Here is a 26366-nt window from a genome sequence, read left to right as displayed (position 1 = left end):
CGCGAGCCGGCCAGGCCAACATCCAGGTACCCGCCCTGGCGGCGCCCAACGCCGCCCAAACGATATCAAAGACATTAACGAGCGTTTTTGATCAGGAATAAAAAAACCGCCGCTCGGGGTAACCCGTAGCGGCGGTTTTCGTATTTTGGTCGGAGTGACAGGATTCGAACCTGCGACCTTTGCAACCCCATTGCAACGCGCTACCAAGCTGCGCCACACTCCGATGTCTTTTGCGAACGGCACTTTTAAAGCGCTGACTTATCGCCTCAAGACGGTGCGTATACTAGCGTTTAATGGCGTAAATGAAAAGTCCTTTTTAGGCTTTCTTTTCAAATGCTTGGCCAAACGCTTACGACACGCCCTTGAGAAGCGACGCCATCTCCTTGAAAACGCCGGGGGCCGTGATCAGAAGCTCTTCAGGGTACAGGTCCGCCGAGAGCCCCTCGGGTACTTCGACCAAACGGCCAAGCGAGGCGCCCGCCTCGCGTGCGATCACCCAGCCCGCCGCAAAATCCCAGGGCGAGACGGTCTCGAAGTAGGCGTCCAACCGCCCGCAGGCGATATCGCAGATATCCAGCGCCGCGGCGCCGTTGCGGCGGATATCCTGGCAATTCGTTAACACGGCTTCCAGGCGCGGCATTAGCGCTTTGCGCTCAGCCCTGTCGTAGGGAAAGCCGGTTCCTACCAGAGTCGCTGCCAGTTCACTGGCCTTGCTTGGCTCGATGGGCTGACCGTTCAACTGCGCCCCGCCGCCCTCGACCGCGGTGAAGGTTTCATCCAAAAACGGCGCGTGCACCACACCGATCTTGCCCACGCCCTGCTCGAGCCAGGCAATGGAAACCGCCACGTGGCGAAGCCCTTGAGCGAAGTTCACCGTGCCGTCGATAGGATCCACGACCCACAGCGGCTCCTTCGCTTCCAAGCCCTTCTCTGGGCTCAGCTCTTCACTAAGCTGCGCTTCCCCCGGAAAGTGTTTGGAAAGCTCTTCGCTGATAAAGGTATCGACCGCCACGTCCACATCGGTGACCAGCTCGATGCCCTGCTTCAAGCGCTGATCGAAGCTCTGCTCGGTTCGCGCTGTTTTGATCATTTGGCCTGCTGCTTCGGCAATGCGTACTGTCTTTTCTAGACGGGTTAGTAATTGCATAAGACTCCCCAATGAATGGCTAAAATTTTAATGCTAAAAAATATAAGTAACATTCTTATGAACAAACAAAAACCGCCCGAAGGCGGTTTTAGAATAGATGAAATTAATTCAAGCTGACTTTCTAAAAATTAGCTTTCGTTAACAGTAATCTGACCATTTTGCACAGTTACGTTATTAGCGCTGGCTCTTGAAACAGTTACATCAAAATTATCGCCTGATAGAAATGCACTAGCCAACTGAGCTTTAGGGGTTCCAGTATCGGCTATGGAGCAAGATTCGAAGCTATAATTGCTCACAGCTTCATTAGTCAAAGATAGGCTTTCGCCCTCGCCACTCGACAAAGAATCACCGCTTGCGCTTTCAGCTACAACGATACTTCTAAATGCACTAAGTTCTGAAACACAAGCACTAGTGGCAGAACGATCCAAGTAATTACCATACTGAGGCACACCCACCGCCGCCAGAATACCGATGATCGCCACTACGATCAGCAGCTCGATCAACGTAAAACCGCCCTGGTGGTAGCGTTTTAGCTGTGTTGCGTTTGGAATTTGCATTCGGTGTGCCCCTTGGAAGATGTCGTTTTTTTGGGGCTAAAAATGTTTAGCCCATGTGGGGATCACAGTAGCCTGGCGGGGAAGAGCTGACAACTAGCTTTATAAGCCCTTTTTGAGCGCTATTCCCTCTTTATGATGACGTCAAAGCGTGCATTATAGTAGTTTTTAATGGCAGTTAAGTATTCTTTCTGCCCACACGCACGCGTTGCGAGATTCTATGACCTCTTCTGCCTTTAATGAGCCCGCCACGGGACTTAAATTAAGCGGTATTGCCAGGCGCATGGTCGCCCACGAAGTGCTGACACGGGCTCAAGCCGAAGTGGCGGACGAGACTTCCGCCGAGCTCGATCTTTCGTTTCTACAGCACGTAGTAGAAAGCGGGCTGGTGGATTCGACCGATGCGGTGCTGGCGGCGGCCTGGGAGTACGGGCTACCGGTGGTGGATCTCGAGGCGGTCAAGCTAAGCGCCCTGCCCCCGGCCAACGAATACCCTATCAAGATACTCAACAAGCTGAACGCGTTGCCGCTGGCGCACCACGGCCACCGGCTCACCGTGGCGGTGCCTTACCCGGCCACGCTCACCCAGCTAGATGAACTGCAGTTTGCCACCAACTTGAGCGTCGAAGGCGTACTGGCACCGGCGGAGCAGATACGCAGCCACCTGATTCAGTACGTGGCCCAGAACGAGCGCAGCCTTCTCGAAGAGCTCGACGGCGTGGACGACTCCGTAGGCACGCTCAATATCGTTCACGACGAGGAAGGCGAAGAGGTCACCCTCGAGAGTACCGGCGTCAATAAGGAGGACGCGCCGGTCGTCAAGTTCGTCAACAAGGTGCTGCTGGATGCCATTAGCCGCGGCGCGTCGGATATTCACTTCGAGCCTTACGAATCCCAGTACCGGGTGCGCTTTCGTATCGACGGCATGCTCATCGAGATCGCCAAGCCACCTTTTGCCATGCGCGACCGAATTGCGGCGCGTTTGAAAATCATGTCCCGGCTGGATATTTCCGAGCGCCGCCTTCCCCAGGACGGGGCGATCAAGCTGCAGCTGTCCCGCTCGCGCTCGATCGATTTCCGGGTCAACTCGCTTCCTACCGTGTACGGCGAAAAGCTGGTGCTGCGGATACTCGACCCCTCCTCGATACGCTTGGGCATCGAGCAGCTGGGCTTCAGTGCGCGCCAACAAAAGGATTACGAAGCCGCCCTCAAACGCCCCCAGGGCATGATCCTGGTGACCGGCCCCACCGGTAGCGGTAAAACCGTAACGCTCTACACCGGTATCGATATGCTCAATCAGATCGAGCGCAATATCTGTACCGCCGAGGATCCGGTCGAGATCAAGGTGTCGGGCATCAACCAGGTCAACGTGCTGCCCAAGATCGGGCTCAATTTTGCCAGCGCTCTGCGCGCGTTTTTGCGCCAGGACCCGGACGTGGTCATGGTGGGCGAGATTCGCGATCTCGAAACCGCAGAGATCGCCGTCAAGGCGGCGCAGACCGGGCACATGGTGCTCTCGACCGTGCACACCAACTCGGCGGCGGAAACCCTGACGCGCCTGGCCAATATGGGCGTTGCCTCGTACAACATCGCAAGCTCGGTCACGCTGATCATCGCCCAGCGGCTAGCACGCAGGCTTTGCCCTAACTGCAAGGCGCCGGCGGATATCCCCCACGAGGCGCTTTTGAAAGCCGGTTTCCGCCAGGCGCAACTCGATAACGTCACCATCTACAAGGCGGTGGGCTGCAAGCAGTGTACCCAGGGCTATAAAGGGCGCGTGGGCATTTACGAAGTACTGCCGATTAGCGACGACATGCGCACCTTGATCATGCGCGACGGCAACGCGCTCGAAATCGACAAGCTCGCCCGCCAGGAAGACCACCCAAGCCTCTATCAAAGCTGCTTGAGTCGGGTACTGGATGGCAGTACCAGCCTTGAAGAAGTCAACCGTATCAGCAAGGAGTAACCAGGGTGATGGCCAAAGCGAAAGCGCGCACGAAACTTGCTCCTTTGCACCGCTGGAAATGGCAGGGCAAGGGCCCGAAAGACCGTGTCATGAAAGGCGAGCTGATTGGCCGCACCAAGGATGAAATCGTCGAGCAGCTTGCACGCCAACGGATTACCGCGCAAAAAATTCAAAAGCGCAGCAGCCTGAACGGCCGCGGCAGGGTCTCCAGTGTCGACATCATGCTGTTTGCCCGGCAAATGGCGACCATGATGCGCGCGGGCATCCCGATTCTTCAGGCGCTTCAGGCCATTTCCGAGAGCATGAAAAAGCCGGCCATGGTCGATCTGACCCAGCAGATCATGCGCGATGTCTCCTCCGGCGACAGCCTTTCCCAGGCGATGGCCCGACACCCCAAGCAGTTCGACCGGCTCTTTGTGAACCTGGTTAGCGCCGGCGAGCAGGCCGGGGCACTCGATCAAATGCTCGAACGCATCGCCCTCTACAAGGAAAAAGTCGCTTCCCTGAAAAGCCGGGTGAAAAAGGCGCTTTGGTACCCGGCCGCGGTCATGACCATCGGCCTGGTCGTGACGATGATTTTGCTGGTAATGGTCGTGCCCGAGTTCGAAAGCATGTTCCAGGGCTTTGGCGCCGAGCTGCCCGTACTTACCCAGGTGACCGTGCGCTTCTCGGAACTCGCCCAGGCCTACTGGCTACCCACGCTTGGCCTGATTGTGGGGGGAATCGTGCTCCTCAAGGCAGCGGCCAGGCGTTCGGATAAAGTCGCCTACGCCATCGATCAGTTCCTGCTTCGCCTACCGGTGCTGGGGGACATACTGCACAAATCAGCGGTGTCACGCTTTACCCGAACGCTTGCCACGACCTTTAGCTCCGGTGTGCCGCTCATCGAGGGGCTGGAAACCGCCTCCGGGGCGGCGGACAACCGGGTCTACATCAAGGCCATCAACGAGGTACGCGAGGACGTGACGACCGGCCAACAGCTGCATTTTGCCATGCGCCTGACCAATCGTTTTCCGGCCCTGGCCGTGCAAATGGTGAGCATTGGCGAAGAAGCAGGCTCCCTGGATGCGATGTTGAATCGAGTGGCCGACTATTACGAAGAAGAAGTGGAAAACAAGGTCGACACACTTACCTCACTCATGGAACCGGTTATAATCGTCGTTCTGGGGCTTTTGGTCGGCGGCGTCGTCGTTTCCATGTATCTGCCCATCTTCGAAATTGGTACCGCACTTTAACCGCTTGCCTGGAGCATCATGGGTTTACCGCCAGCCATTTTATATAGCGCCATTTTTATCGTTGGACTCTGCCTGGGCAGTTTTTTGAACGTGGTCATTACCCGCCTTCCGGTCATGCTCATGCGCCGCTGGCGCGAAGAGGCGCGGGCATCTTTAGAGTTACCCCTCGAACCCGCCCCGCGCTTCAATCTCGCCGTCCCCGCTTCCATGTGTCCGCGCTGCGAAGCGGCCATTGCCTGGCACGATAACCTGCCCGTCGTCGGGTGGCTAAAGCGCCGGGGGCGCTGCGCGCATTGCCAAACACGTATCAGCCCGCAGTACCCGCTCGTGGAACTCGCCGGAGGGCTAGTGGCCGTGGCGGTGCTGGCGCTTTTTGGTTTTACGCTCAACGCGCTGTTCATCTTTGCCGCGTGCCTGACACTTCTCGCTCTGGCGGTTATCGATTTTCGTACCTTCTTGTTGCCCGATGCGCTGACACTGCCGCTTCTCTGGCTAGGCCTCATCTACCAGCTGATGTTCCAGCCGTTCATGCTGCAAAGTGCCGTTATCGGTGCCATGGCGGGTTATCTCGTCCTTTGGAGCTTTTACTGGCTCTTCAAGCTAATAACCGGCAAGGAAGGCATGGGGTATGGCGACTTCAAGCTGCTGGCTGCCCTTGGCGCGTGGCTGGGGTGGGCATTCTTACCCCTTTTGCTGGTGGTGTCGGCGGGGCTGGGGGCGGTCATTGGCTTGCTCGCCCAGTGGCTGATCCCCAACATGCGCGGTAAACCGCTGCCTTTTGGCCCCTTTTTGGCGCTGGCCGGCTGGACGTGCCTGCTCGCCGGTGACGAACTGTTCGTTCTTTACACAGCGCTTAGCTTTTAACCAAGCCCCATCAAGGCTGGATAGATAGTTTTATGATCATTGGTTTAACAGGTGGTATCGGCTCGGGTAAATCGACCGTCGCCAGGGCGTTCGAGGCGCGGGGTATCGGGTTTGTCGATGCCGATGACGTCGCCCGGGAAATCGTCATGCCCGGTGAACCAGCGCTTGCGGACATCATCGAGCACTTCGGCAACCATATACTCAAGGGTGATGGCACGCTCGACCGGGCCGCGCTACGCGCCCTGATCTTCAACGACGCCACCGAGCGCAAATGGCTCGAGTCCGTTACCCATCCCCGTATCCGCACGCGTCTGGTCGAGCACCTCGAAGCACTCGAACGGCACTCGCCCTACGTACTGCTGGTTTCACCGCTGCTGTTCGAGTCCGGGCAGGCGGCGTTGGTCGCGCGCACGCTCGTGGTCGATGTGAGCGTCGAGACCCAGCGCGAACGTACCATGCGCCGGGACAACGTAAGCGAAGAGCAGATAAACGCGATCCTCGCCGCGCAGCTTTCTCGGGAAGAGCGTTTGGCCAACGCCGATGATGTGGTCGATAATGATAGCGCTCACGAGCAGCTCGAAAAGCAAGTCGCCACTCTCGACCAGCGCTACCGGCATTTGAGTAACACTATATGAGCATCAACGTGCAGGAGTTTTATGTCCCCCGCTAACGATTCCCCTTTTGAAGTAGCCTGCCCCCAATGCGGCGCCCAGGTACCCTGGACACCGGACAGTACGTATCGGCCGTTTTGCAGCAAGCGCTGCCAGTTGATCGACCTTGGCGCCTGGGCGGATGAATCCCACCGCATTGGTGGCGAATCGGCCATGGATGAAGCCGATATCGAAACACTGCTGGCCCAGGCCGACAAAGACGCCCCGCTTTCATGAAGGCGCGCAATGAGTAGCGATACCCCCGCGGCGTATCACCTCTTTTACGCGCTCGATTCACGCTTCGACCAGCTGATAGCTGCCATCGAAAAGGCCGCCGAGTTTTATGAACGAACCAGGCCGCCCACCTGGCAACTGGAAGGAACAAGCGAGAAGGCGTGCTGGTTTCGCCATGCACTGATGGATATGTGGCATGTGCAAGGCCAGGACGGGCGCGAAACGCGTAACTATATCGCCGTGATAGCGGCAGGCGACGACCTTCTAGAGGCCATCGACGAGGTCAACCAGGCCAAGAGCGCTATTAGCGAGCTTATAAGCCGTATCAAGGCGCTTTCACCCAGCGCCTTGACCGAGGCGCGGCAGCGCTTGCCCGAGCGCCATCCCCATGTCGATGATGTATTGCGCAAAAGCGGTATGGCACGGCTTCACTTGAAGCAGTGTTGGCGTCATATTCCTATCGCCCCGGGCCCTGTCTCCCGGGTGCGCCTGGCCTGGTATACGAGCGGGCGTTCGATTAAAAAGCTGAGTGTTCAAGAGGCGGAGAAAAAACTGCTGCAACTGGATACCGATGCCCCCCACATACGTATTCAGCTACAGAAACTGGCCGGCATACCCTCTGGCGAAACGCTGGCCCGGGTGCAAGCCCAGGCACCATTGATGCGAGCGAACCTGTTCTTTACCGAGCCACTTCAGGATGGCCATACACGCCTGGCGCATAATATTGCCATGCCACTGATCGTGCCCGCCCAGCAAGCGCGCCTACCGCACATCAAGGCACCCTCGCCTAAGATGCCGGAGCAGCGCACCCGCGCCAAGCGCCGCGATGAAAAGCTGGAAAGTGAGGCATTTCTACCTAGCCTGCGGGTTTATCGCTACCGCTAAGACTGTGCTCGACCGTGGGCTGGGTAACCGACGGTGTTTCATCCATGGTCCAGCGCCCCCCTTTCACCAAAGCCTCTACGAGCGCTTTGACACTTTCCTCGGAATATCCGTTTTCGATACACAGGGCTTTCAAGCGTTCACCAAATAGCCGCTCGCTTTCCTCGACCCGGGTTTTCTCATCCTGCTCTTCCAGGTCTTTAAGCGAACGTACCGGAGGGCCGGTAGGAATATCAAAACTATTGTCTGGATTCTCCAGCTGACGTAACGCCTGCGCGAAAGCATCGTCAAGCTCGCGAAACTTGCGTAGTTTATCGCGCTCGTCCACCTGCTTATATTCCTTTTGATATTTCATTGACCTTTCATTTACACCTTACTTAAGAAAAGAAAATTTGCAGCTTCATAGTGCGGCAATTCTGGCTTTAGGGTGCGACTTAATATCGCGCTTGCTAACAAAAGTTAATTTCAGCAAATGCCCCCAAATCGGCCGAACCAATCGGCTAACTGATACTCAAGATACTCGATGAAGGCTTACAGGCTCAGTGAGCGTTACTACATCTTATAATGGTGGCACTGGCAGTCGTTTTAAATGGTAAGAATAGAGCCACTTAATGAATCACACAGGGTGAGGACGCGGCTACCTTGTACAGGCCTTCACTGGGTTAAAGAGAATGCCCACAGGGCCCAAGAGCGTTCATCTTTTGCGTGTTAGCGCACAACGACTATAGCGCATAAAAAACGTGCCGTGGCTGTCACGTTCACACTCATCTGATACTGAATGAAGCGCACGAATGTCAAACCATACGGCAAAGCCAGAACACTTCAAAGAGACGCGGGTTCGAAGCGCCAACGGCCGTTCACAAATGCTTATCAATGCGCTCAGAACGTGGCAGGCAGCCCAAACTTCTTTCAAGCATAGCAGAGGTGTCTGTGCTTACGAGCAGGCGCTGGAATGAATTCATCTGTCTACTGCTGTGGGTCTTTACGAGAAACGCTTCCTGGTGTCTTCGCTCGAAGGGCTTCCAGAGAACCCGTGGGCATCCAATGCTTAACTCGAACAAAAAAGCCGGTGCCCTAAAAAGGCACCGGCTTTTCTTAATTAGCTGTCTTGCGGCTGGAGCCAGGATTCGACAGTCTCGTCGCCGTACTCGTCTTTCCAGGCACGGAGCCCTTTATGGTTTCCGCCACGCGTTTCAATGACATCGCCGGTGTTCGGGTTCTTGTACACTTTAAGACGACGCTTGCGACGATTGGTCGGGGCCGCCGCTTTCTGGGAAGAGCGTTGGTCACTTGATGGTTCCAGTAAAGCAATGACATCTGCCGGACGCTTATTGAACTCATTCATCAATGCTTCGAGCTTTGATTTAAACTCGAGCTCGCTCTTAAGGCGCTGATCACCTTCCAAGCGCTGTAGGTCTTCCTGCAGCTGCTTTAGCTGCTGCTCTTTCTGCATGTATTCATTTAGGAGTGACATAGGGGGTTCCTTGATACTGTGACTGAACAAGTAAGAGGTTAAATTATAATAACCATGAATCACTTGCCCCGAGGCGTCGACATTATTGCTTTAATTGCTCTAATTGACAATAGTCTAGTTGATTTTAAGCTAAATACTAATCGTTTTTTTAAATCAAACCAGTTTAAAAGTTTAAACCTGGAAACCGGCAAACTAATTTATTGAAGCAGATGCGGTATTACAGGTAAAAAAAACGCCGCCCGAAGGCGGCGTTTCTTGAATGAACGCTAGAACGATTAGTCCTGGCCGCCCATCTGCTGCTTGATCAGATCGCCGATAGTGGTTGCACCACCGCCGCCTGTTTCAGAAGAGTCCTGATCGCGCAGTTTCTTCATGTTTTGACGTGTATCGTCCTGGTCTTTCGCTTTGATCGACAGATTGATCTGACGGCTCTTGCGATCGACATTAACGATGCGCGCTTCAACGCTGTCGCCTTCGTTTAGCACGTTACGCGCGTCTTCGACGCGGTCAGCGCTAATTTCAGACGCTTTCAAGATAGCGATAACGTCGGTAGCGAGTTCTACGTGCGCTTCCTTCGCGTCAACTTCGACGACGCGACCCGTTACCATGCTGCCTTTATCGTTGACCGAGAGGTACTCAGCAACCGGATCGGAATCCATTTGCTTGATACCCAGCGAGATGCGCTCACGCTCGGGGTCGATAGACAGAATGACGGCTTCGGCTTCGTCGCCTTTCTTGAAGTTGCGAACCGCTTCTTCGCCGGTCTCGGTCCAGGAGATATCGGACAGGTGTACAAGACCGTCGATACCGCCTTCAAGGCCGATGAAGATACCGAAGTCGGTGATCGACTTGATGGTACCGGAAACACGGTCGCCCTTGTTGTACTCAGCGTTGAAGGTTTCCCACGGGTTAGCGGTGCACTGCTTGATACCCAGGGAAATACGACGACGCTCTTCGTCGATATCCAACACCATGACGTCGACATCGTCGCCCACTTGCACGACTTTGGACGGATGGATGTTCTTGTTGGTCCAATCCATTTCGGAAACGTGGACCAGACCTTCGACGCCCTCTTCAAGCTCTGCAAAGCAGCCGTAGTCGGTCAGATTAGTGACGACAGCGTGTACTTTGGTGCCTTCCGGGTAGCGCGCTTTGATGTTGACCCAGGGATCTTCGCCCAGCTGCTTAAGACCCAGCGATACGCGGTTGCGCTCACGGTCGAACTTAAGAACCTTGACGTTGATCTCGTCGCCCACGGCAACGATTTCGGACGGATGCTTGATGCGCTTCCAGGCCATATCGGTGATGTGCAGCAGGCCGTCAACGCCACCCAGATCAACGAAGGCGCCGTAATCGGTCAGGTTCTTGACGATACCCTTGATTTGCTGGCCTTCCTGCAGCGTAGCGAGCAGTGCTTCACGCTCGGCGCTGTTTTCGGCTTCAAGCACGGCGCGACGCGAAACGACGACGTTGTTGCGTTTCGGGTCGAGCTTGATGACTTTGAAATCGAGTTCTTTGTTTTCCAGGTGCGCGGTATCGCGAACCGGACGAACATCGACCAGTGAACCCGGCAAGAAGGCACGGATAGAGTCAACGTCGACTGTAAAGCCGCCTTTAACTTTACCGTTGATCACGCCCTTGATGATTTCGTCTTTCTCGAAGGCTGCTTCAAGAATCTTCCAGGCTTCTGCACGCTTGGCTTTTTCACGAGACAGACGTGTTTCACCGAAGCCATCTTCTACGGCTTCCAGTGCAACGTGAACGTCATCACCGATCGCGATGTTGAGTTCGCCGTTTTCATCGCGGAACTGCGCCGCGGGGATTTGGCCTTCAGACTTCAGACCAGCGTTAACGGTAACCCAGTCACCGTCGATGTCGACAACCTGGGCCGCGACGATGGCGCCCGGCTCCATGTTGATGTCGTTAAGAGACTGTTCAAACAGTTCAGCAAAGCTTTCGCTCATGGTTTTCCTACGTGATCAACGTTGTTGAGGCGTAATGCCTTCTCCGTACCACCAGCGAGTACGGGCCTAATGTAACTCAGCTTTCAGGGGTGTTAACGCTGGTTAGACCTGACCGGGCTCTCTGATATGAACGATCATATGAATTGCCGCCCTGCCATGTCGTGACACCTTCCCAAAAACGCCGCAAGGGAGAGTCAGTTATCGCCTGCAAGCCCTTTCTCAGCGAGCAAGCGAGTTAGCTGATCAACCACTTCCGGTATACTCAGGCGTGTGGTATCAAGCGTAATGGCATCATCTGCCGGCTTGAGAGGAGCCACACTGCGCTGCGTGTCGCGTGCATCGCGTGCCTGAATCTCCTTTAAAAGACTCGAAAGACTAGCATCCACGCCGGCTTCCTGCAACTGCTGATGCCGTCGACGGGCACGCTCCTCGGCGCTGGCGGTTAGAAACACCTTTAAAGGCGCATCGGGAAATACCACCGTTCCCATATCCCGCCCATCAGCTACCAGGCCCGGCGCTTTACAAAAGTCACGCTGACGCTCCAGGAGCCCTTGGCGCACGCCGGGAAGCGAAGCCACCCGTGAGGCCCGCTCGCCGGCCTGCTCGGTGCGAATGGTGAGCGTGACGTCCTCGCCTTCCAACAGTGTACGCGGAGTACCGTCTGTCACGGGAAAGGCGACATCGAGTTCCGCTGCCAGGCGTTTGAGGCCGTCTTCATCGTCTAGCGCCACGTCGTGTTTGGCCGCCGCCTGGGCGGTGAGCCGGTAAAGCGCGCCGCTGTCCAGCAGATGCCAGCCAAGGCGTTCGGCGAGCAGACTGCTGATCGTGCCCTTGCCGGCCCCGCCGGGGCCGTCGATGGTCAGTACCGGGATCGATATCATGGCTCGCGTACCTCCTCGGCGCTCATGCCGATGCGCTCCAAAAGCGTCAAGAAGCCCGGAAACGACGTGGCCACGTTGGCGCAGTCGTTAATGACGATCTCACTCGAGGCGCGCAGACCCGCCACGGCAAACGCCATGGCAATACGGTGATCGCCCAGGCTGTCGATTGTACCGCCGGCGTAGTTCGGCGATGCGTCCGCTGACAACTGGCCGCCAACGATATCGATACCGTCTTCTAGCATGGTGTGCTCGACGCCCAGAATGGCAAGGCCGTCGGCCATGGCCTGGAGTCGGTCGGACTCCTTGACGCGAAGCTCCTCGGCGCCGCGCAGCCGGGTCGTACCCTTGGCATTGGCCGCGGCGATAAACAGCGCCGGGAACTCGTCGATGGCGAGTGGCACCTGGTCGACCGGAATATCGACACCCTCGAGCGGCGCGTAACGAATGCGAATATCGGCGACCGGCTCGCCGCCTACTTCGCGCTCGTTTTCAAACGCGAGATTAGCGCCCATCAGCGTCAGGATATTGATGACACCAATACGGGTCGGGTTCATCCCCACGTGCTCGAGGGTAATGTCCGAGTTTGGGGTAATGGCCGCAGCGACTAAAAAGAACGTGGCCGACGAAATATCCGAAGGGACGTCGATGGGCCCGGCGGTTAGTTTGTGTCCGCCTTCCAGCCAGCAAGTATCGCCTTCACGGTGTACCGGGTAGCCAAAGCCGTTGAGCATGCGCTCGGTGTGGTCGCGGGTCGGCGCGGGTTCGCGCACGCGGGTTTCGCCTTCGCTGTAAAGCCCCGCCAACAGCAAACACGATTTGACCTGGGCACTGGCCATGGGCATATCGTAATGAATGCCCTGCAGTTTGGCGCCACCGCGGATGACCAGCGGCGGGCGCCCGCCCTCGGCGGTTTCAACCGCCGCCCCCATCAGGCGCAGCGGCTCTGCCACGCGGCCCATGGGGCGTTTGGTCAGCGACTCGTCCCCGGTGAGCTCGCTATCGAACTGCTGGCCCGCTAAAAGTCCGGCAAATAGCCGCATGGCGGTACCCGAATTACCCACGTAAATCGGCCCGGCCGGTGCCTTGAGCCCGTGAAGCCCCACGCCGTGAATCGTCACGCGCCCCTGGTGCGGGCCTTCGATGGCCACACCCATTTCGCGAAACGCCTGCAGCGTGGCCAGGCTGTCCTCGCCTTCCAAAAAACCTTTTACCTCGGTCACGCCCTCGGCCAGCGCCCCCAGCATGATCGAGCGGTGGGACATGGATTTGTCGCCGGGCACCCTCAGCCGACCCTGGGCCTGGCCACCGGGTTTTACACGGTAGGTAACATTTGCGTGAGACTGCATATGGTATTCCGCCTGATAACTGGTTTTACTAAGTAGGGTGCCAAAGTAGTGCCGCGCGTGGCTGGCCCGATCGAAGGTGGCAATGAGCGCGTCGCTATCGCCCTGCTCGATCGAGCGGCGAAGACTCGCCAGGCCCGCCTCGAAATCATCGAGGGATGCCAGCACCGCTTCGCGATTGGCGATGAAGATATCGCGCCACATGACCGGGTCACTGCCGGCGATGCGGGTAAAGTCGCGAAAGCCACCGGCGGCGTAGCGGAAAATTTCCATCCGCTCGTCCTGACGGGCCAGCGTATCCACCAGGGAAAATGCCAGCAGGTGCGGCAGGTGGCTGGTACGCGCCAGCACCTGGTCGTGGCGCTCGACACTCATTTCGAGCACCTCGGCGCCGCAGGTCTGCCAAAGTGCAGCGACTCTGGAAAGCGCTACGGGGTCGGCGTTGGGTGCCGGCGTCAGGATGACCTTATGATCGATAAAAAGCGCCGGATTGGCCGCCGCCACGCCGCTTTTCTCGGACCCGGCGATGGGGTGGCCGAGCACAACGTTAGCTGGCAGTTCGCCAAAAACCCGCACCACGCAGTCGCGAATCGTGCCCTTGGTACTGCCGACATCGGTGATCACTACGTCGGGGGATGCGCTGGACAAGCCCTCCTTGAGCGTTGCCAGCACCGTCTCCATGGCCAGCACCGGCACCGCCAGCACGATCATCGAGACGTTATCCAGTAGCGTTTCGAGACGGCGACCGCCGCCGTCGATCAGCCCCATCTCGATGCCCAGCGCGATCTCGCTATCACTGGGGTCGCAGGCCAGAATCTTGCCATCAAAGCCCTGCTGCCTAAGCGCAGCCGCAAGCGAGCCGCCCATCAGGCCAAGCCCGACGATCAATAACCGCGGCTCTCGAAAGCCCCCCTGGCTTTTCAAAGAGGATTGCCGATCGATCACATTACGCCCTGGGGGTAGGAGCCCAAAACACGCAGTTCAAGCGCGCGCTGTTTGACTTCCTCGAGCACAGAGGCAACGCCGGGTTCGTCGCAGTGGCCTCTGAAATCGATAAAGAAGACGTAGTTCCACGCCCCAGTGCGCGAGGGGCGTGTTTCGATACGGGTAAGGTCGATACCGTGACGATGAAAGGGCTCGAGCAGGTCGTGAAGAGCGCCGGGCTGGTTGCGCATGGCCACGACCACCGAGGTTTTATCCTCGCCGCAGCTGGGCACGCCTTCGCTGCCGATGATCAAAAACCGTGTCGAGTTGTCCGGACGGTCCTCGATTTTTTCCGCGATATGCGTAAGCCCATAGAGCTTGGCCGCCATATCACCGGCAATCGCGGCGCTGTGCCACTCGGTCTTGACCAGCTTCGCCGCTTCGGCGTTGGAGGCAACCGGCACCCGCTCGGCGTGAGGAAAGTGAGCGTCGAGCCACTTGCGACACTGGCCAAAGGATTGCGGGTGGGAGTAAATACGCGTGACCTTGTCGCGGCGGGTATTCTCGCTGACCAGCAGGTGGTGGTGAATACGCAGAACGACCTCGCCGCAGATCTTGATCGAGGAGTCGATAAAGGTATCGAGGGTATGATTCACCACGCCTTCGGTGGAGTTCTCCACCGGCACCACGCCATAGTTCACCGCGCCCGCCTCTACCTCGCGAAAAACTTCATCGATGGCGGCCATGGGTAGACTGACGGCGCTGTCGCCAAAGTGCTTGAGCGCTGCCTGCTGGGTGAAGGTGCCTTCCGGGCCCAGGTAGGCGACCTTGATGGGTTTCTCCAGCGCCAGACACGCCGACATGATCTCTCTGAAAAGCCGCGCCATCTCTTCGTCATCGAGCGGCCCTTCATTGAGCGACATGATGCGGCGCAGTACCTGGGCCTCACGCTCGGGCCGATAAAACACCGCGTTCTCGTCATCCACCAGCTTGACCTTGGCCACCTGCTGAGCGCAGTGGGCCCGCTCGCTGATTAAACGCACGATGTCCTCATCGAGCTGGTCGATGCGTTGGCGCAGCTCGTCCAAATTGATCGGCGTATCTGACATGAATCCTAGCCCTTTCGTTGTTCGAAATCGTGCATGAACGCAATGAGCGCGTCCACGGCGGCTTCCGGCACGGCGTTGTAGAGACTTGCGCGCATGCCGCCCACGCTGCGGTGGCCTTTCAGGTTCAATAGCCCGGCCGCTTCGGCCTCACGCAGAAACTCCCCATCGAGGGTGGCGTCGGCCAGCACGAACGGCACGTTCATGCGCGAACGATTGCGCTTGGCGATCGGGTTGGAGTAGAAGCCGCTTTCGTCGATGGCGCGGTAAAGCTTGTCGGCTTTACGCTGATTGAGCGCATCCATCGCCTCGAGCCCACCTACCTCGTCTTTAAGCCACTCGAAGACAAGCCCCGAGAGGTACCAGGCGTAGGTCGGCGGCGTATTGACCATGGATTCCGCTTCGGCGAGCTTTTGGTAATCAAACAGCGAGGGGGTGGCGGCTTGGGCGCGAGCCAGCAGGTCGTCGCGCACGATCACCAGCGTCAGACCCGCCGGGCCGATATTCTTTTGGGCGCCGGCGTAAATGACACCGAAGTCGCTGACGTCGATCGGCCCGGAAAGAATGCTCGAGGACATATCGCAAACGAGCGGCACATCCGCACCATCCTGTCGTTTGAGCGCAGGGGTGTAATCGAATTCAAGCCCGCCGATGGTTTCGTTGGCCGTGTAGTGCAGGTAGGCGGCATCAGCACTCAAGGCAAGGCTTTCAAGCGTAGGCACCTCCAGGTGCCCATTCGCTTCGCTGCTACCCGCCACATGGCAATCAAAGCCCAGCTGTTTGGCTTCCGATAGCGCCTTATTCCCCCAGATACCGGTCTGGATAAAATTAGCGCTGCCGCCCCGACCCAACAGGTTCATGGGCAGCATGGCGAACTGCAGGCTTGCGCCACCCTGTAAAAACAGCACCCGGTAGTTATCCGGAATGCCTAAAAGCCCCCGTAGATCCGCCTCGGCCTTATGCGCAATGGCAACGAACTCATCGCTTCGATGGCTCATCTCCATCACCGAAAGCCCGCGCCCTTGATAATCGAGTATTTCTTGCTGGGCGCGCTCTAAAACGGCGGTGGGCAGGGCCGCCGGCCCTGCGCAGAAGTTATAGTGACGTGTCATCGTGCCCGCTTTCCTCCTCGCCGCTATTGATCGCCTCCGCCGGCGCTTCGCCCTCTTCGCCTGGCTCTTCGAGCGGCAGCTCAGCGGGCTCGTCGACACGCACGGTTTTGACCAGCTTCTCCTCTTTACCCAGACGAATCAACATGACGCCCTGGGTATTACGCGAAGTGGTCGAGACCTCTTCGACGCGGGTGCGCACCAGCGTGCCGCGGTCGGTGATCAGCATCATTTCATCGCAGTCGTAGATCTGCATGGCGGCCACCAACGCGCCGTTACGCTCGCTGGTCTGCATGGCGATCACGCCCTGGCCGCCGCGTCCGCGCAGCGGAAACTCTTCTAACCGCGTACGCTTGCCGTAGCCTTTTTCGCTGGCGGTGAGAATGTAGATCTGCCCTTCCGCCTGAGGCTCGACCTGGGCCGCCGCCTCTTCACCGGTTTCGCTTTCGCTATCGGTTTCCGAGTCGATCTGCTGGCTCTTGGGAATGATCAGACTGATCACTTCGGCGCCGCCTAGCAGGCGCATGCCGCGAACGCCGCGGGCGGTACGGCCCATGGCGCGCACGTTACCTTCTTCGAAACGGATCGCTTTGCCGTTGGACGAGAGCAGCATCGCGTGATCGCTACCGGAGGTAATCGCCGCGCCGACGAGGCGGTCGTCCTCTTCCAGGTCGATCGCAATCAGACCGACCGAACGCGGGCGCGAGAACTGCTCAAGGCTGGTGCGCTTGACCGTGCCCTTGGCGGTGGCGAACAGGATGTAGTTGTCCGGGTTGTAATCGCGAACCGGCAAAATCGCGTTGATCGCTTCGCCTTCGTCGAGCGGCAGCATGTTGACCAACGGCTTGCCCCGCGAGCCCCGACTGGCGTTGGGCATCTCGTACACCTTGAGCCAGTACACCTTGCCGCGGTTGGAGAACAGCAGCACGGTGTCGTGAGTCGAGGCCACTAGCAGGTGCTCGATGACGTCTTCGTCCTTCATCGAGGTAGCGGACTTGCCGCGACCACCGCGGCGCTGGGCCTGATAGTCGGAAAGCGGCTGGGTCTTGGCGTAGCCCGAGCGCGACACGGTCACCACCATGTCCTCTTCGGCGATCAGATCTTCCATGGAAAGATCGAGATGGCTTGCCTGAATCTCGGTGCGGCGGTCGTCGCCGAACTGGTCGCGAACCGCATGAAGCTCTTCGCGAATGACTTCCATCAGACGCTCCGCCGAGGCGAGAATCTCGGTCAGCTCGGCAATGCGTTGCAGAATCGAGAGGTACTCGTCGAGCAATTTCTCGGTTTCGAGACCGGTCAAGCGGTGCAGACGAAGTTCCAGAATGGCTTGGGCCTGAGCCGGCGAGAGACGGTATTCGGTGGCCGTGGTGTTAAGACCAAAGCCTTCGTCGAGGTCTTCCGGCTTGCAGGAGTTGGCACCGGCACGCTCGAGCATCGCGGTGACCTGGCCGGGCTGCCACACTTGTTCGAGCAGCTTCTCTTTCGCCTCGGCGGCGTTGGGTGAGGCCTTGATCAGCTCGATGACTTCGTCGATGTTCGAGATGGCAACCGTCAGGCCTTCGAGGATATGGCCGCGTTCGCGCGCCTTTTTGAGCTCGAACAGCGTGCGCCGGGTAACGACCTCGCGCCGGTGGCGAATGAACGCCTCCAGCATTTCTTTAAGATTCAGCGTGCGCGGCTGGCCATTTTCCAGCGCCACCATGTTGATACCGAACACGTTTTGAAGCTGGGTCTGGGCGAAGAGGTTGTTAACCACCACCTCACCGGACTCGCCGCGTTTGATCTCGATGACCACGCGCAGGCCGTCCTTGTCGGACTCGTCGCGAAGCTCTGCAATACCTTCGATGCGCTTCTCTTTGACGAGCTCGGCGATTTTCTCGATCAACCGCGCCTTGTTCACCTGGTAGGGAAGCTCGGTGATGATGATGTGATCGCGCCCGGTCTTGTCGTGGTGCTCGATGGTGTGCGCCGCGCGCACGTAAATACGCCCGCGGCCGGTGCGGTAGGCGTCCAGAATGCCCGCGCGGCCATTGATGATACCCGCGGTCGGGAAATCCGGCCCCGGGATGTACTGCATCAGATCATCGATGGTCAGCGTGTAGTCGTCGATCAGTGCCAGGCAGCCGTCGATCACTTCGCGCATGTTGTGTGGCGGAATGTTGGTCGCCATACCCACGGCGATACCCGACGAGCCGTTGATCAACAGATTCGGTACGCGGGTGGGCAGCACCTCGGGAATCCGCTCGGTGCCGTCGTAGTTATCGACCCAATCGACGGTATCTTTTTCCAGATCCGCCAGCAGCTCGTGGGCCAAGCGCGCCATGCGCACCTCGGTGTAACGCATGGCCGCGGCGTTGTCGCCGTCGATCGAACCAAAGTTACCCTGGCCATCCACCAGCACGTGGCGCATGGAAAAGTGCTGGGCCATACGAACGATGGTGTCGTAGACCGCGCTGTCGCCGTGGGGATGGTACTTACCGATGACATCGCCGACGACACGCGCCGACTTCTTGTACGGTTTGTTCCAGTCATTGCTCAGTTCGTGCATGGCGAAGAGCACGCGGCGATGCACCGGCTTCAGCCCGTCGCGCACATCGGGAAGCGCGCGGCCGATAATGACACTCATCGCGTAGTCGAGGTACGACTGCTTTAGCTCGTCTTCAATATTGACGGGCAAGATTTCTCTGGCGATGTCACCCATGAAAGTCAGATCCTTTGCACTGCATTGGCACTGCGAGAGTTGAAAGCGCTTTAATACCGCCGTGTTAGAGAATCAACAGACGGGCGCACATACCCCCCCATCATACCACCGCATAAGCACCAAGGGCAGTCAGAGAGCGCGTAAAGGGTAGACTCATCGACGCGCCGGGGCTATTCGCGAATAAAAGGTTAAGCGAAGGCTTCTTTATCGACCCGAAGCCGGTCGAGCACCTGGTACACATCGCCTTCGATGGCGCTTGCCTTGTTCGATTTTATATCCAGCAGCACGAAAGTAAGATCCGCCTGGGCGACGACTTTGCCGTCGGCGCGTTGGATGCGGTGGTGGCAGCGTGCGCTGCGCTCGCCCACCTCGGTAATCCCGGTGAGCACGGACAGGTCGTCGTTCTGCACCGCCGCGTTTTTGTAATCGATATTGAGATTGACCACTACAAAAGCGCGCCCGGCCTCGTGCAGCTCGCGAATCAGGTCCTTGTGGTCGTCGAAAAACGCCCAGCGCCCTTCCTCCATGAACTCGAGATAGCGGGCATTATTGACGTGGCCGTAGCCATCCAGGTGGTAGCCACGTACGCGCAGATCGACACGGGTAATCGAAGACGACATAAAAAATCCTTATTGAATTAGACAACGCTTGAAAAGCGCCAGCGAACAAACATGGGTTTTAAACGCACATTTAAATACCGGCCATTTAACGTAGGCAATAAAGGCGCTTTAGTGCAAGAGGCTGGCAGGACGGGCAGCGTTTCGCCATAATGTGCCCCCTTTTGGATAGGATTGGTGATATGTGGTTTAAGCACCTGCACTTGTATCGTCTACACGGCGAGTTCGAGCTCGATGCCAGCGCGCTTCAGAGCGCACTCGAGCCCCACGCCGCCAGGCCTTTGGGCGGCGCCGACGCCCGCAGGCTTGGGTGGACAGCGCCGGCAGGCCGCTTGGGCAGTGGTCAACTGCTCCACGAGATCCAGGGCCACCGCCTGCTGAGCGCGCTGCGCCAGGAACGCCTGCTTCCGGCCTCCGTGGTCAAGGAAGAGCTCGACGAGAAAGTCGCCGATATCGAGGCCGCCGAGGCGCGCAAGGTGACCCGCAAGGAGAAAACCACGCTCAAGGAGCAGATCACCGAGGAGCTGATGCCGCGTGCCTTCGTGCGCAGCCAAAAGGTCGATCTTTGGTGGGACACCAAGCACAACATGATCGGTATCAACGCAAGCTCGCGCACCCGCTGCGAGGAGATTCTCGATCTTCTACGCGAAACGCTAGGCACGCTGAAGGTGACCCCGGTCAACTCGCAAACCCTGCCGATTCGCGCCATGACGACCTGGCTTGGCGACGCCGCGAGCCGCCCGGCGGATATGCAGCTAGGCGATCAGGTCGAGCTCAAGGCCAAAGGCGACGACGGCGTCCTGCGCGCCCGCCAGGTCGATCTCGACAGCGACGAAATTCAAAACCTGCTGGAGAGCGGCCGCCAGGCAAGCAAACTTGCCATCGGCCTCGAAGGTCGGTTACACCTGGTGCTACATGACGACCTGGCGCTCAAGTCGCTGCGCTTTGGCGATGCGCTGATCGAGGAAGCGGATCACGCCGACGACGGCGACGACGCGCTTGCCCGGCTTGAAACCGACTTCATCCTGATGGCGCAGTCGCTTTCAGAAGATATCGCCCGGCTACTCGAATGGCTGGGCGGCGAGGCCCAAAAAGAGCCCGCCACGACCGACCAGGCCTGACGCGCGTCGTTAGGTTAGAATAACGGTTTCACCCTCGATTTGGCTCACTCTTACAAACGGATCGCATGACTGACCAACATCACGCTCTCAACGACGCCTCGTCCGATGATCCCTGGGCCGATATTCGCCCTTACATGGATCACGAGGTGAAAGACGTGCTCACGCGGCTGAGTCGCGACAGCGAGCTACTCGATGCGTTAACCCGGTTCAAGCTGCCCCGTCTTGCCAAGTGGGCGCCGGCGCTTGCGCGCATGATCGCTGGGCGCACGGTGCGCCGCGAGGTCGAAAACGTTGCCTCGGTTCGCGATTTTCAAATGCGTATCGCCGGTTACATGGAGCGCATGATACGCACCACGACCGACGCCTTCGAGGTTACCGGGCTCGAGAAGCTCGACGCGAATAGTGCTTATCTGTTCATCGGTAATCACCGCGATATCTCGCTGGACCCGGCTTTCGTCAACTACGCGCTCTACGCGGCCGGACGCAACACCGTGCGCATCGCCATTGGCGACAACCTGCTCAAAAAGCCCTACGTCACCGACCTGATGCGGCTCAATAAAAGCTTTATCGTGCCCCGCAGTGCCCGGGGCAAGCGGGCGATGCTGGCCGCTTACCAGAAGCTTTCGGGCTATATTCGCCACTCGATCACCGGGGACAACCACTCCATCTGGATGGCCCAGCGCGAAGGACGGGCCAAAAACGGCATCGATCGCACCGACCCCGCCATCATCAAGATGTTGACCATGGCGAGTCGTGGCGATCCGGGCGATTTCGTTTTCGGCGAAGCGATCGCCGAGCTCAAGCTCGTGCCGGTGTCGATCAGCTACGAGTACGACCCCTGCGATATGCAAAAGGCCCAGGAACTGCATGACGTCGCCACCCTTGGTAGCTACGCGAAAAGCGAGTTCGAGGATATCCGCTCGATCGTGGCGGGTATTACCGGTACCAAGGGCCGCGTGCAACTGCGCTTTGGCCAGCCCCTGGACGCGGACATGGCGACCCCGGATGAAGTCGCCGCCGAGATCGACCGCCAGGTGATCGGCGGCTACCGGCTATTTCCGAGCCACTACCTGGCCTTGGAAGCGCTCGGTGAGGCGCCGGAGCTGGTGGCGCGCAAGGCCATTACCCGGGAAGACCGGGCGCGCTTTGCAGAGCGTTTGGCCTCTGTGCCCGAAGAACTGCGCCCTTATTGGCTCAACCAGTACGCCAATCCGGTAAAACACAAGGCCGGCCGGCTGCGCCTTTAAAACGCCGGCGGGGCCCACGCCTTGTCCGCGCAGGGCTCATGCCGAGCCAGTCAAAAAGTGCTAAGGTCAAGGCATTCACTGTTTGGTTCAGGCTTGGCTTTTAACCCAAGCCTCAAGGAGCGCATCATGTCGGCATCCGAAATTCAAAAAACTCGCGTAATCAACGAGCTACGTGGATTTATCCGCAAGCTTCTACAAGACCCGGATATCCTGCTGCAGTCGCTCGCCGTTGCTCGCCGGGAGCTTGCCGAAGGCTCCAGCCCCGCGGCGATGGCGCGCATCGCCAACGAAGTATCCGGCACGACCAGCGTGCATATCCCCGAAGACCCCGCCGAGCACTCCGAGGCAGACAAACTCTTTTTAGAGCTTTTGCGGGAAGTCGTGCAGGAGGAGCAGGCGCTCTACTAGGGTCTGTCTGAAAAGTCGACGAGCGAAGACAAGACAAGGCAAAAATTGGCGAAAAAACGGAGTTTACATGTGTAAATGAGTATTTTGAGCCAATTTTTAACGCCGTATTGTCGAGCGCAGGTACTTTTCAGACAGAGCCTAGCGCCGGTCTTGCGTTGACACCGGCCTTGCGCTGACAAGAGGCGCCCGGGCCTCACTGGCGAACGACGTTATCGGCGAAGTGCACCCCCTCTTCGCCGACTTTATTTGTTACAAGTTAATCGGACGTATTCAAAACCATGTCAAACACTGCCCCGCGCAATATTTTGGTGACCAGCGCCCTCCCCTACGCCAACGGTGATATTCACCTTGGTCATCTGCTCGAATATATCCAAACCGATATCTGGGTGCGCTTTCAAAAAAGCCGGGGCCAGCGCTGTTTTTACGTGTGCGCCGACGATGCCCACGGCACCGCCATCATGCTGCGCGCCGAGCAGGAAGGTATTACCTCCGAGGCGCTGATCGAGCGGGTCTCCAATAATCATCAGGCGGATTTCGCCCGCTTTGGCGTGGGCTTTGACAATTACCACTCCACCCACTCGGCAGAGAACCGCCACTTTAGCGAGCAGATCTACACGCGCCTGCGCGACAAGGGCCATATCGCCACCCGCGATATCGAGCAAATGTTTGATCCGGTCAAAGGCCTGTTCCTCGCCGACCGCTTCATCAAGGGCACCTGCCCCAAGTGTCATAGCGACGACCAGTACGGCGATAACTGCGAAAAATGCGGCGCGACCTATACCCCGGCAGAGCTTATTGACCCGGTCTCGGCGATTTCCGGCGCCAAGCCGGAAGTACGAAGCTCGACCCACTACTTCTTCAAGCTGCCCGAATTCAGTGAGTTTCTACAAGACTGGATCAACGACGGCCACGTGCAGCCGCAAATTCGCAACAAGCTGATGGAGTGGTTCGAGTCCGGCTTCAACGAGTGGGATATCTCCCGGGATGCGCCCTACTTCGGCTTTGAAATTCCCGACGCGCCGGGCAAGTACTTCTACGTCTGGCTCGACGCGCCCATCGGCTATTTGGCCAGCTTCAAGAACCTTTGTGAGCGCGAAGGCATCGACTTCGACAGCTTCTGGGAGAAGGACTCCACCGCCGAGGTGTATCACTTCATCGGCAAGGACATCGTCTACTTCCACGCGCTTTTTTGGCCGGCGATGCTTCACGGCGCCGACCTGCGCACGCCCACCGCGGTGAACTGCCACGGCTTTTTGACCGTGGACGGCGCCAAGATGTCCAAATCTCGTGGTACCTTCATCAAGGCCGCCACCTACGCCGAGCACCTCAACCCGGAGTACCTGCGCTACTACTTTGCCGCCAAGCTCAGCGCCGGGGTCGATGATCTCGACCTGAACCTCGACGACTTCACCGCCCGGGTCAATTCGGATCTCGTCGGCAAGGTGGTCAATATCGCCAGCCGCTGCGCCGGGTTCGTGAAGAAGCTCGGCGGTGGTACGCTCTCCGCGCACTGCGCCGAGCCGCAGCTGGTAGAGCGCTTCGTTGACGCAGGGGATGAGATCGCCCGGGATTATGAGGCGCGAGAATTCGGCCGCGCCATGCGCAAGATCATGGAGCTTGCCGATGAGGCCAATACCTACATCGCCGATAAAGCCCCCTGGGCGCTGGCCAAGCAAGACGGCCGCGAGCAGGAAGTACTGGATATATGCTCGGTGGGCATCGATTTGTTCCGCCAACTGATGGTGTATCTGGCGCCGGTGGTACCCGCCATGGCCGGTGAAGCTCAGCGCTTTCTCAACGTCGACTCCCTCGACTGGGAGAGCCGTCGAACCCTTCTGACCGGCCACGCCATCGAGAAATTCAAGCCGCTGATGACGCGCATCGAGCGTGACAAGATCGACGCCATGATCGAGGCTTCAAAAGAAGATCTCGTGGAAGAGCAGAAACTCAAAGAGTCCGCCAAGGGGCCGCTTGCTGACGACCCCATTGCGGCGGAAATCAGCTTCGACGACTTCACCAAAGTCGACCTGCGCATCGCGCGTATCGCGAAAGCCGAGTACGTCAAAGGCGCGGACAAGCTTTTGCAGCTTACCCTGGATTTGGGCGGTGAAACCCGTAACGTCTTCTCCGGTATCCGCAGTGCCTACTCGCCGGAAGCGCTCGAAGGCCGCCTGACCGTCATGGTCGCCAACCTGGCACCGCGCAAGATGCGCTTTGGCATGTCCGAAGGCATGGTACTGGCCGCCGGTGACGATGAAGGGATCTATCTCATGTCGCCGGACAGCGGTGCCAAGCCGGGCCAACGGGTGACTTGAGTGGCTGCTAGTGCGCTCATCGATGCCATCGACGCCGAGCTTCCGCAAACCCAGTGCGGCAAGTGCAGCTATAACGGCTGTCGCCCCTACGCCGAAGCCATCGTAGCGGGTGACGCTATCAACCGCTGCCCGCCCGGCGGCGTCGAGACCCTAAACCGGCTGGCCGAACTCACCGGCCGGGCCACGCTGCCACTGGAGCAACCGCCCCAACCGCCCACGCTTGCGCTCATCCGTGAGGATGAGTGCATCGGCTGCACCAAGTGCATTCAGGCCTGCCCGGTGGATGCGATCGTCGGCGCGGCCAAGCAGATGCATACGGTCATCGAGGACGAGTGCACCGGCTGCGAGCTCTGCGTGGCGCCCTGCCCGGTAGACTGCATCGACCTGGTGCCCCACCCGCAGTGGCAGGCCGCGAATACCGACGCCGAGAAAACCGCTTACCTGGAGCATCGCGCCATCAAGGGCCGCGAGCGCTTTATCGCGCGCAACCAACGCCTGGCCGCCCAGTCAGAGGCCAAACGTCAGCGGCGCGCCCAGCGTAGCGCCGCCAAACCGTTGCAGGCGCCTAAAAAGGAGGTCCCGCCCGCCTCGCCCAGTGCGCTGCGAGCCAACCGCGCGCGCCAGGCCGCCGCCCTCAAACGCCTCGAACGCAAGCTTGAAGCCGAGCAGGATAGCGCCAAACGCGACGAGCTTGCCGCCAGCGTCGAGACCCAACGCCGGGCGCTAGAGGCGCTCGATGCGACCCTGAATGAAGCAAACGCCGACGAGCCAGCCACCGCACAGACACAAAGCAGCGCTACGCGGCGCCATCAAAAACGCATGGCTCTAAAAGCCGCCGAGCAGTCGCTACGCCACGTGCGCCAGCAGCTAAGCCACGCCAAGCGCCAGGGAACGGCCGCCGACGTCGCACGGGTCGAAGAGCAGTTGCACCAGGCCCAACAGGTGGTGGACACAGCCCATAAGGCGCTCGAATCGGAAACGTCCTCATGAACGCCAACAAGCGCTTTGAAATCTTTAGCCGGCTTCAGGCCGAAAACCCTCACCCCACCACCGAGCTCAACTGGCGTACGCCGTTCGAGCTGCTCACCGCCGTGCTGCTCTCGGCCCAGTCGACGGATGTCGGCGTGAACAAGGCCACAGCGAAGCTCTTTCCCGCCGCCAATACGCCCGGCCAAATCATCGAGCTGGGTCTCGAGGGCTTGAAAGAGCACATCAAGACCATCGGGCTCTATAACACCAAAGCACAGAACCTGATGAAGACCTGCGCGCTACTGGTAGAGCAACATGACGGCGAAGTGCCCCGCACCCGCCAGGCGCTCGAGGCGCTGCCCGGGGTAGGCCGCAAGACCGCCAACGTCATTTTGAATACCGCCTTCAATGAACCGACCATCGCGGTGGATACCCATATTTTCCGGGTCTCCAACCGTACCGGCATCGCCAAGGGCAAGGATGTCGTCGAGGTCGAGCAAAAGCTCATGCGCCACGTCCCCCGCCCGTTCATGAAGGATGCCCACCACTGGCTGATCCTCCACGGCCGCTACACTTGCGTGGCGCGCAAACCGCGCTGCGGCAGCTGCATCATCGAAGACCTGTGCGAGTACAAGGAGAAAGTCGATCTTTGAAC

Annotated in this window: 23 protein-coding genes and 1 tRNA gene; 12 read left to right on the top strand and 12 right to left on the bottom strand. The window is 58.6% G+C overall.

The features are described 5' to 3' along the window. Window positions 1–146: 146 nt before the first annotated feature. The 3 genes from ACWFVE_RS08305 to ACWFVE_RS08295 all read right to left on the bottom strand — a co-directional run bounded on the left by ACWFVE_RS08305 (window position 147) and on the right by ACWFVE_RS08295 (window position 1704). Window positions 147–223, bottom strand: a tRNA-Pro gene (locus ACWFVE_RS08305). A 126-nt stretch (window positions 224–349) separates the two neighbouring features. Further along, entirely contained in the window at window positions 350–1147 is a 798-nt protein-coding gene (locus ACWFVE_RS08300; protein WP_447528805.1) for an inositol monophosphatase family protein, read from the bottom strand. Window positions 1148–1275: 128 nt separating this feature from the next. Continuing rightward, window positions 1276–1704 (bottom strand): pilin, encoded by a 429-nt coding sequence (locus ACWFVE_RS08295; protein ID WP_447528804.1) that lies wholly within the window; start codon window positions 1702–1704, stop codon window positions 1276–1278. A 217-nt stretch (window positions 1705–1921) separates the two neighbouring features. On the opposite strand from ACWFVE_RS08295, the gene pilB reads away from it, so the two are divergent. Genes pilB through ACWFVE_RS08265 form a run of 6 tightly spaced genes read left to right on the top strand, consistent with a single transcriptional unit; the run spans window position 1922 to window position 7535 of the window. Then, entirely contained in the window at window positions 1922–3667 is a 1746-nt protein-coding gene (gene pilB, locus ACWFVE_RS08290; RefSeq protein WP_447528803.1) for a type IV-A pilus assembly ATPase PilB, read from the top strand. 8 nt (window positions 3668–3675) lie between these two features. Then, entirely contained in the window at window positions 3676–4902 is a 1227-nt protein-coding gene (locus tag ACWFVE_RS08285; RefSeq protein WP_447528802.1) for a type II secretion system F family protein, read from the top strand. 18 nt (window positions 4903–4920) lie between these two features. Then, complete coding sequence (locus ACWFVE_RS08280; protein WP_447528801.1) at window positions 4921–5766, top strand: prepilin peptidase; 846 nt, start codon at window positions 4921–4923, stop codon at window positions 5764–5766. Between the two features lie 32 nt (window positions 5767–5798). Further along, window positions 5799–6401 (top strand): dephospho-CoA kinase, encoded by a 603-nt coding sequence (gene coaE / locus ACWFVE_RS08275; protein ID WP_447528800.1) that lies wholly within the window; start codon window positions 5799–5801, stop codon window positions 6399–6401. A gap of 21 nt (window positions 6402–6422) precedes the next feature. Further along, complete coding sequence (yacG, locus tag ACWFVE_RS08270; protein WP_447528799.1) at window positions 6423–6653, top strand: DNA gyrase inhibitor YacG; 231 nt, start codon at window positions 6423–6425, stop codon at window positions 6651–6653. 9 nt (window positions 6654–6662) lie between these two features. Continuing rightward, a complete protein-coding gene (locus ACWFVE_RS08265; RefSeq protein ID WP_447528798.1) occupies window positions 6663–7535 on the top strand; it encodes a DNA replication terminus site-binding protein in 873 nt (290 codons plus the stop codon). On the opposite strand, the gene ACWFVE_RS08260 is transcribed toward ACWFVE_RS08265, so the two are convergent. The 9 genes from ACWFVE_RS08260 to ACWFVE_RS08220 all read right to left on the bottom strand — a co-directional run bounded on the left by ACWFVE_RS08260 (window position 7507) and on the right by ACWFVE_RS08220 (window position 19654). Then, window positions 7507–7887, bottom strand: coding sequence for a hypothetical protein (locus tag ACWFVE_RS08260; RefSeq protein ID WP_447528797.1), 381 nt, complete (start codon window positions 7885–7887; stop codon window positions 7507–7509). The genes ACWFVE_RS08265 and ACWFVE_RS08260 overlap by 29 nt on opposite strands. A gap of 744 nt (window positions 7888–8631) precedes the next feature. Next, entirely contained in the window at window positions 8632–9006 is a 375-nt protein-coding gene (locus ACWFVE_RS08255; protein WP_447528796.1) for a histone-like nucleoid-structuring protein, MvaT/MvaU family, read from the bottom strand. A gap of 275 nt (window positions 9007–9281) precedes the next feature. Continuing rightward, on the bottom strand, window positions 9282–10970 hold the full coding sequence (gene rpsA, locus ACWFVE_RS08250; protein WP_447528795.1) for a 30S ribosomal protein S1: 1689 nt from the start codon (window positions 10968–10970) through the stop codon (window positions 9282–9284). Window positions 10971–11164: 194 nt separating this feature from the next. Then, entirely contained in the window at window positions 11165–11851 is a 687-nt protein-coding gene (cmk, locus tag ACWFVE_RS08245) for a (d)CMP kinase (RefSeq protein ID WP_447528794.1), read from the bottom strand. Further along, complete coding sequence (locus ACWFVE_RS08240; RefSeq protein ID WP_447528793.1) at window positions 11848–14139, bottom strand: bifunctional prephenate dehydrogenase/3-phosphoshikimate 1-carboxyvinyltransferase; 2292 nt, start codon at window positions 14137–14139, stop codon at window positions 11848–11850. Before ACWFVE_RS08240 ends, cmk begins: the two co-directional genes overlap by 4 nt. After that, window positions 14136–15227, bottom strand: coding sequence for a prephenate dehydratase (gene pheA / locus ACWFVE_RS08235; RefSeq protein ID WP_447528792.1), 1092 nt, complete (start codon window positions 15225–15227; stop codon window positions 14136–14138). The genes ACWFVE_RS08240 and pheA overlap by 4 nt, the downstream gene beginning before the upstream one ends. 5 nt (window positions 15228–15232) lie before the next feature. Beyond that, the gene (gene serC, locus ACWFVE_RS08230; protein WP_447528791.1) at window positions 15233–16336 is read right to left on the bottom strand and encodes a 3-phosphoserine/phosphohydroxythreonine transaminase; all 1104 of its coding nucleotides are present in this window, start codon (window positions 16334–16336) and stop codon (window positions 15233–15235) included. Further along, complete coding sequence (gene gyrA / locus ACWFVE_RS08225; RefSeq protein ID WP_447528790.1) at window positions 16320–19034, bottom strand: DNA gyrase subunit A; 2715 nt, start codon at window positions 19032–19034, stop codon at window positions 16320–16322. The genes serC and gyrA overlap by 17 nt, the downstream gene beginning before the upstream one ends. 188 nt (window positions 19035–19222) lie before the next feature. Further along, on the bottom strand, window positions 19223–19654 hold the full coding sequence (locus ACWFVE_RS08220) for an acyl-CoA thioesterase (protein ID WP_447528789.1): 432 nt from the start codon (window positions 19652–19654) through the stop codon (window positions 19223–19225). A gap of 179 nt (window positions 19655–19833) precedes the next feature. On the opposite strand from ACWFVE_RS08220, the gene ACWFVE_RS08215 reads away from it, so the two are divergent. From ACWFVE_RS08215 to nth, 6 genes are all read left to right on the top strand, one after another. Further along, a complete protein-coding gene (locus ACWFVE_RS08215; RefSeq protein ID WP_447528788.1) occupies window positions 19834–20772 on the top strand; it encodes a recombination-associated protein RdgC in 939 nt (312 codons plus the stop codon). Between the two features lie 65 nt (window positions 20773–20837). After that, window positions 20838–22019 (top strand): 1-acyl-sn-glycerol-3-phosphate acyltransferase, encoded by a 1182-nt coding sequence (locus ACWFVE_RS08210; protein WP_447528787.1) that lies wholly within the window; start codon window positions 20838–20840, stop codon window positions 22017–22019. Window positions 22020–22145: 126 nt separating this feature from the next. Further along, window positions 22146–22427: a hypothetical protein gene (locus ACWFVE_RS08205; RefSeq protein WP_447528786.1), complete on the top strand. Its 282-nt coding sequence runs from the start codon at window positions 22146–22148 to the stop codon at window positions 22425–22427. A 278-nt stretch (window positions 22428–22705) separates the two neighbouring features. Then, a complete protein-coding gene (metG, locus tag ACWFVE_RS08200) occupies window positions 22706–24742 on the top strand; it encodes a methionine--tRNA ligase (protein WP_447528785.1) in 2037 nt (678 codons plus the stop codon). Then, window positions 24743–25732 carry an RnfABCDGE type electron transport complex subunit B gene (locus tag ACWFVE_RS08195; RefSeq protein WP_447528784.1) on the top strand — a complete coding sequence of 330 codons (990 nt, stop codon included), beginning with the start codon at window positions 24743–24745 and terminating at the stop codon, window positions 25730–25732. Next, on the top strand, window positions 25729–26364 hold the full coding sequence (nth, locus tag ACWFVE_RS08190) for an endonuclease III (protein WP_447528783.1): 636 nt from the start codon (window positions 25729–25731) through the stop codon (window positions 26362–26364). Before ACWFVE_RS08195 ends, nth begins: the two co-directional genes overlap by 4 nt. Window positions 26365–26366 lie beyond the last annotated feature (2 nt).

The sequence above is a fragment of the Vreelandella mediterranea genome, from assembly GCF_970647075.1.
This window is presented reverse-complemented; position numbering and strand designations above follow the sequence as displayed.

Bases quoted from the DNA above. Each gene is read 5' to 3' on its own strand.
- ACWFVE_RS08300 (WP_447528805.1), bottom strand. From the start codon at position 1,147: ATGCAATTACTAACCCGTCTAGAAAAGACAGTACGCATTGCCGAAGCA.
- ACWFVE_RS08295 (WP_447528804.1), bottom strand. From the start codon at position 1,704: ATGCAAATTCCAAACGCAACACAGCTAAAACGCTACCACCAGGGCGGT.
- pilB (WP_447528803.1), top strand. From the start codon at position 1,922: ATGACCTCTTCTGCCTTTAATGAGCCCGCCACGGGACTTAAATTAAGC.
- ACWFVE_RS08285 (WP_447528802.1), top strand. From the start codon at position 3,676: ATGGCCAAAGCGAAAGCGCGCACGAAACTTGCTCCTTTGCACCGCTGG.
- ACWFVE_RS08280 (WP_447528801.1), top strand. From the start codon at position 4,921: ATGGGTTTACCGCCAGCCATTTTATATAGCGCCATTTTTATCGTTGGA.
- coaE (WP_447528800.1), top strand. From the start codon at position 5,799: ATGATCATTGGTTTAACAGGTGGTATCGGCTCGGGTAAATCGACCGTC.
- yacG (WP_447528799.1), top strand. From the start codon at position 6,423: ATGTCCCCCGCTAACGATTCCCCTTTTGAAGTAGCCTGCCCCCAATGC.
- ACWFVE_RS08265 (WP_447528798.1), top strand. From the start codon at position 6,663: ATGAGTAGCGATACCCCCGCGGCGTATCACCTCTTTTACGCGCTCGAT.
- ACWFVE_RS08260 (WP_447528797.1), bottom strand. From the start codon at position 7,887: ATGAAATATCAAAAGGAATATAAGCAGGTGGACGAGCGCGATAAACTA.
- ACWFVE_RS08255 (WP_447528796.1), bottom strand. From the start codon at position 9,006: ATGTCACTCCTAAATGAATACATGCAGAAAGAGCAGCAGCTAAAGCAG.
- rpsA (WP_447528795.1), bottom strand. From the start codon at position 10,970: ATGAGCGAAAGCTTTGCTGAACTGTTTGAACAGTCTCTTAACGACATC.
- cmk (WP_447528794.1), bottom strand. From the start codon at position 11,851: ATGATATCGATCCCGGTACTGACCATCGACGGCCCCGGCGGGGCCGGC.
- pheA (WP_447528792.1), bottom strand. From the start codon at position 15,227: ATGTCAGATACGCCGATCAATTTGGACGAGCTGCGCCAACGCATCGAC.
- serC (WP_447528791.1), bottom strand. From the start codon at position 16,336: ATGACACGTCACTATAACTTCTGCGCAGGGCCGGCGGCCCTGCCCACC.
- gyrA (WP_447528790.1), bottom strand. From the start codon at position 19,034: ATGGGTGACATCGCCAGAGAAATCTTGCCCGTCAATATTGAAGACGAG.
- ACWFVE_RS08220 (WP_447528789.1), bottom strand. From the start codon at position 19,654: ATGTCGTCTTCGATTACCCGTGTCGATCTGCGCGTACGTGGCTACCAC.
- ACWFVE_RS08215 (WP_447528788.1), top strand. From the start codon at position 19,834: ATGTGGTTTAAGCACCTGCACTTGTATCGTCTACACGGCGAGTTCGAG.
- ACWFVE_RS08210 (WP_447528787.1), top strand. From the start codon at position 20,838: ATGACTGACCAACATCACGCTCTCAACGACGCCTCGTCCGATGATCCC.
- ACWFVE_RS08205 (WP_447528786.1), top strand. From the start codon at position 22,146: ATGTCGGCATCCGAAATTCAAAAAACTCGCGTAATCAACGAGCTACGT.
- metG (WP_447528785.1), top strand. From the start codon at position 22,706: ATGTCAAACACTGCCCCGCGCAATATTTTGGTGACCAGCGCCCTCCCC.
- nth (WP_447528783.1), top strand. From the start codon at position 25,729: ATGAACGCCAACAAGCGCTTTGAAATCTTTAGCCGGCTTCAGGCCGAA.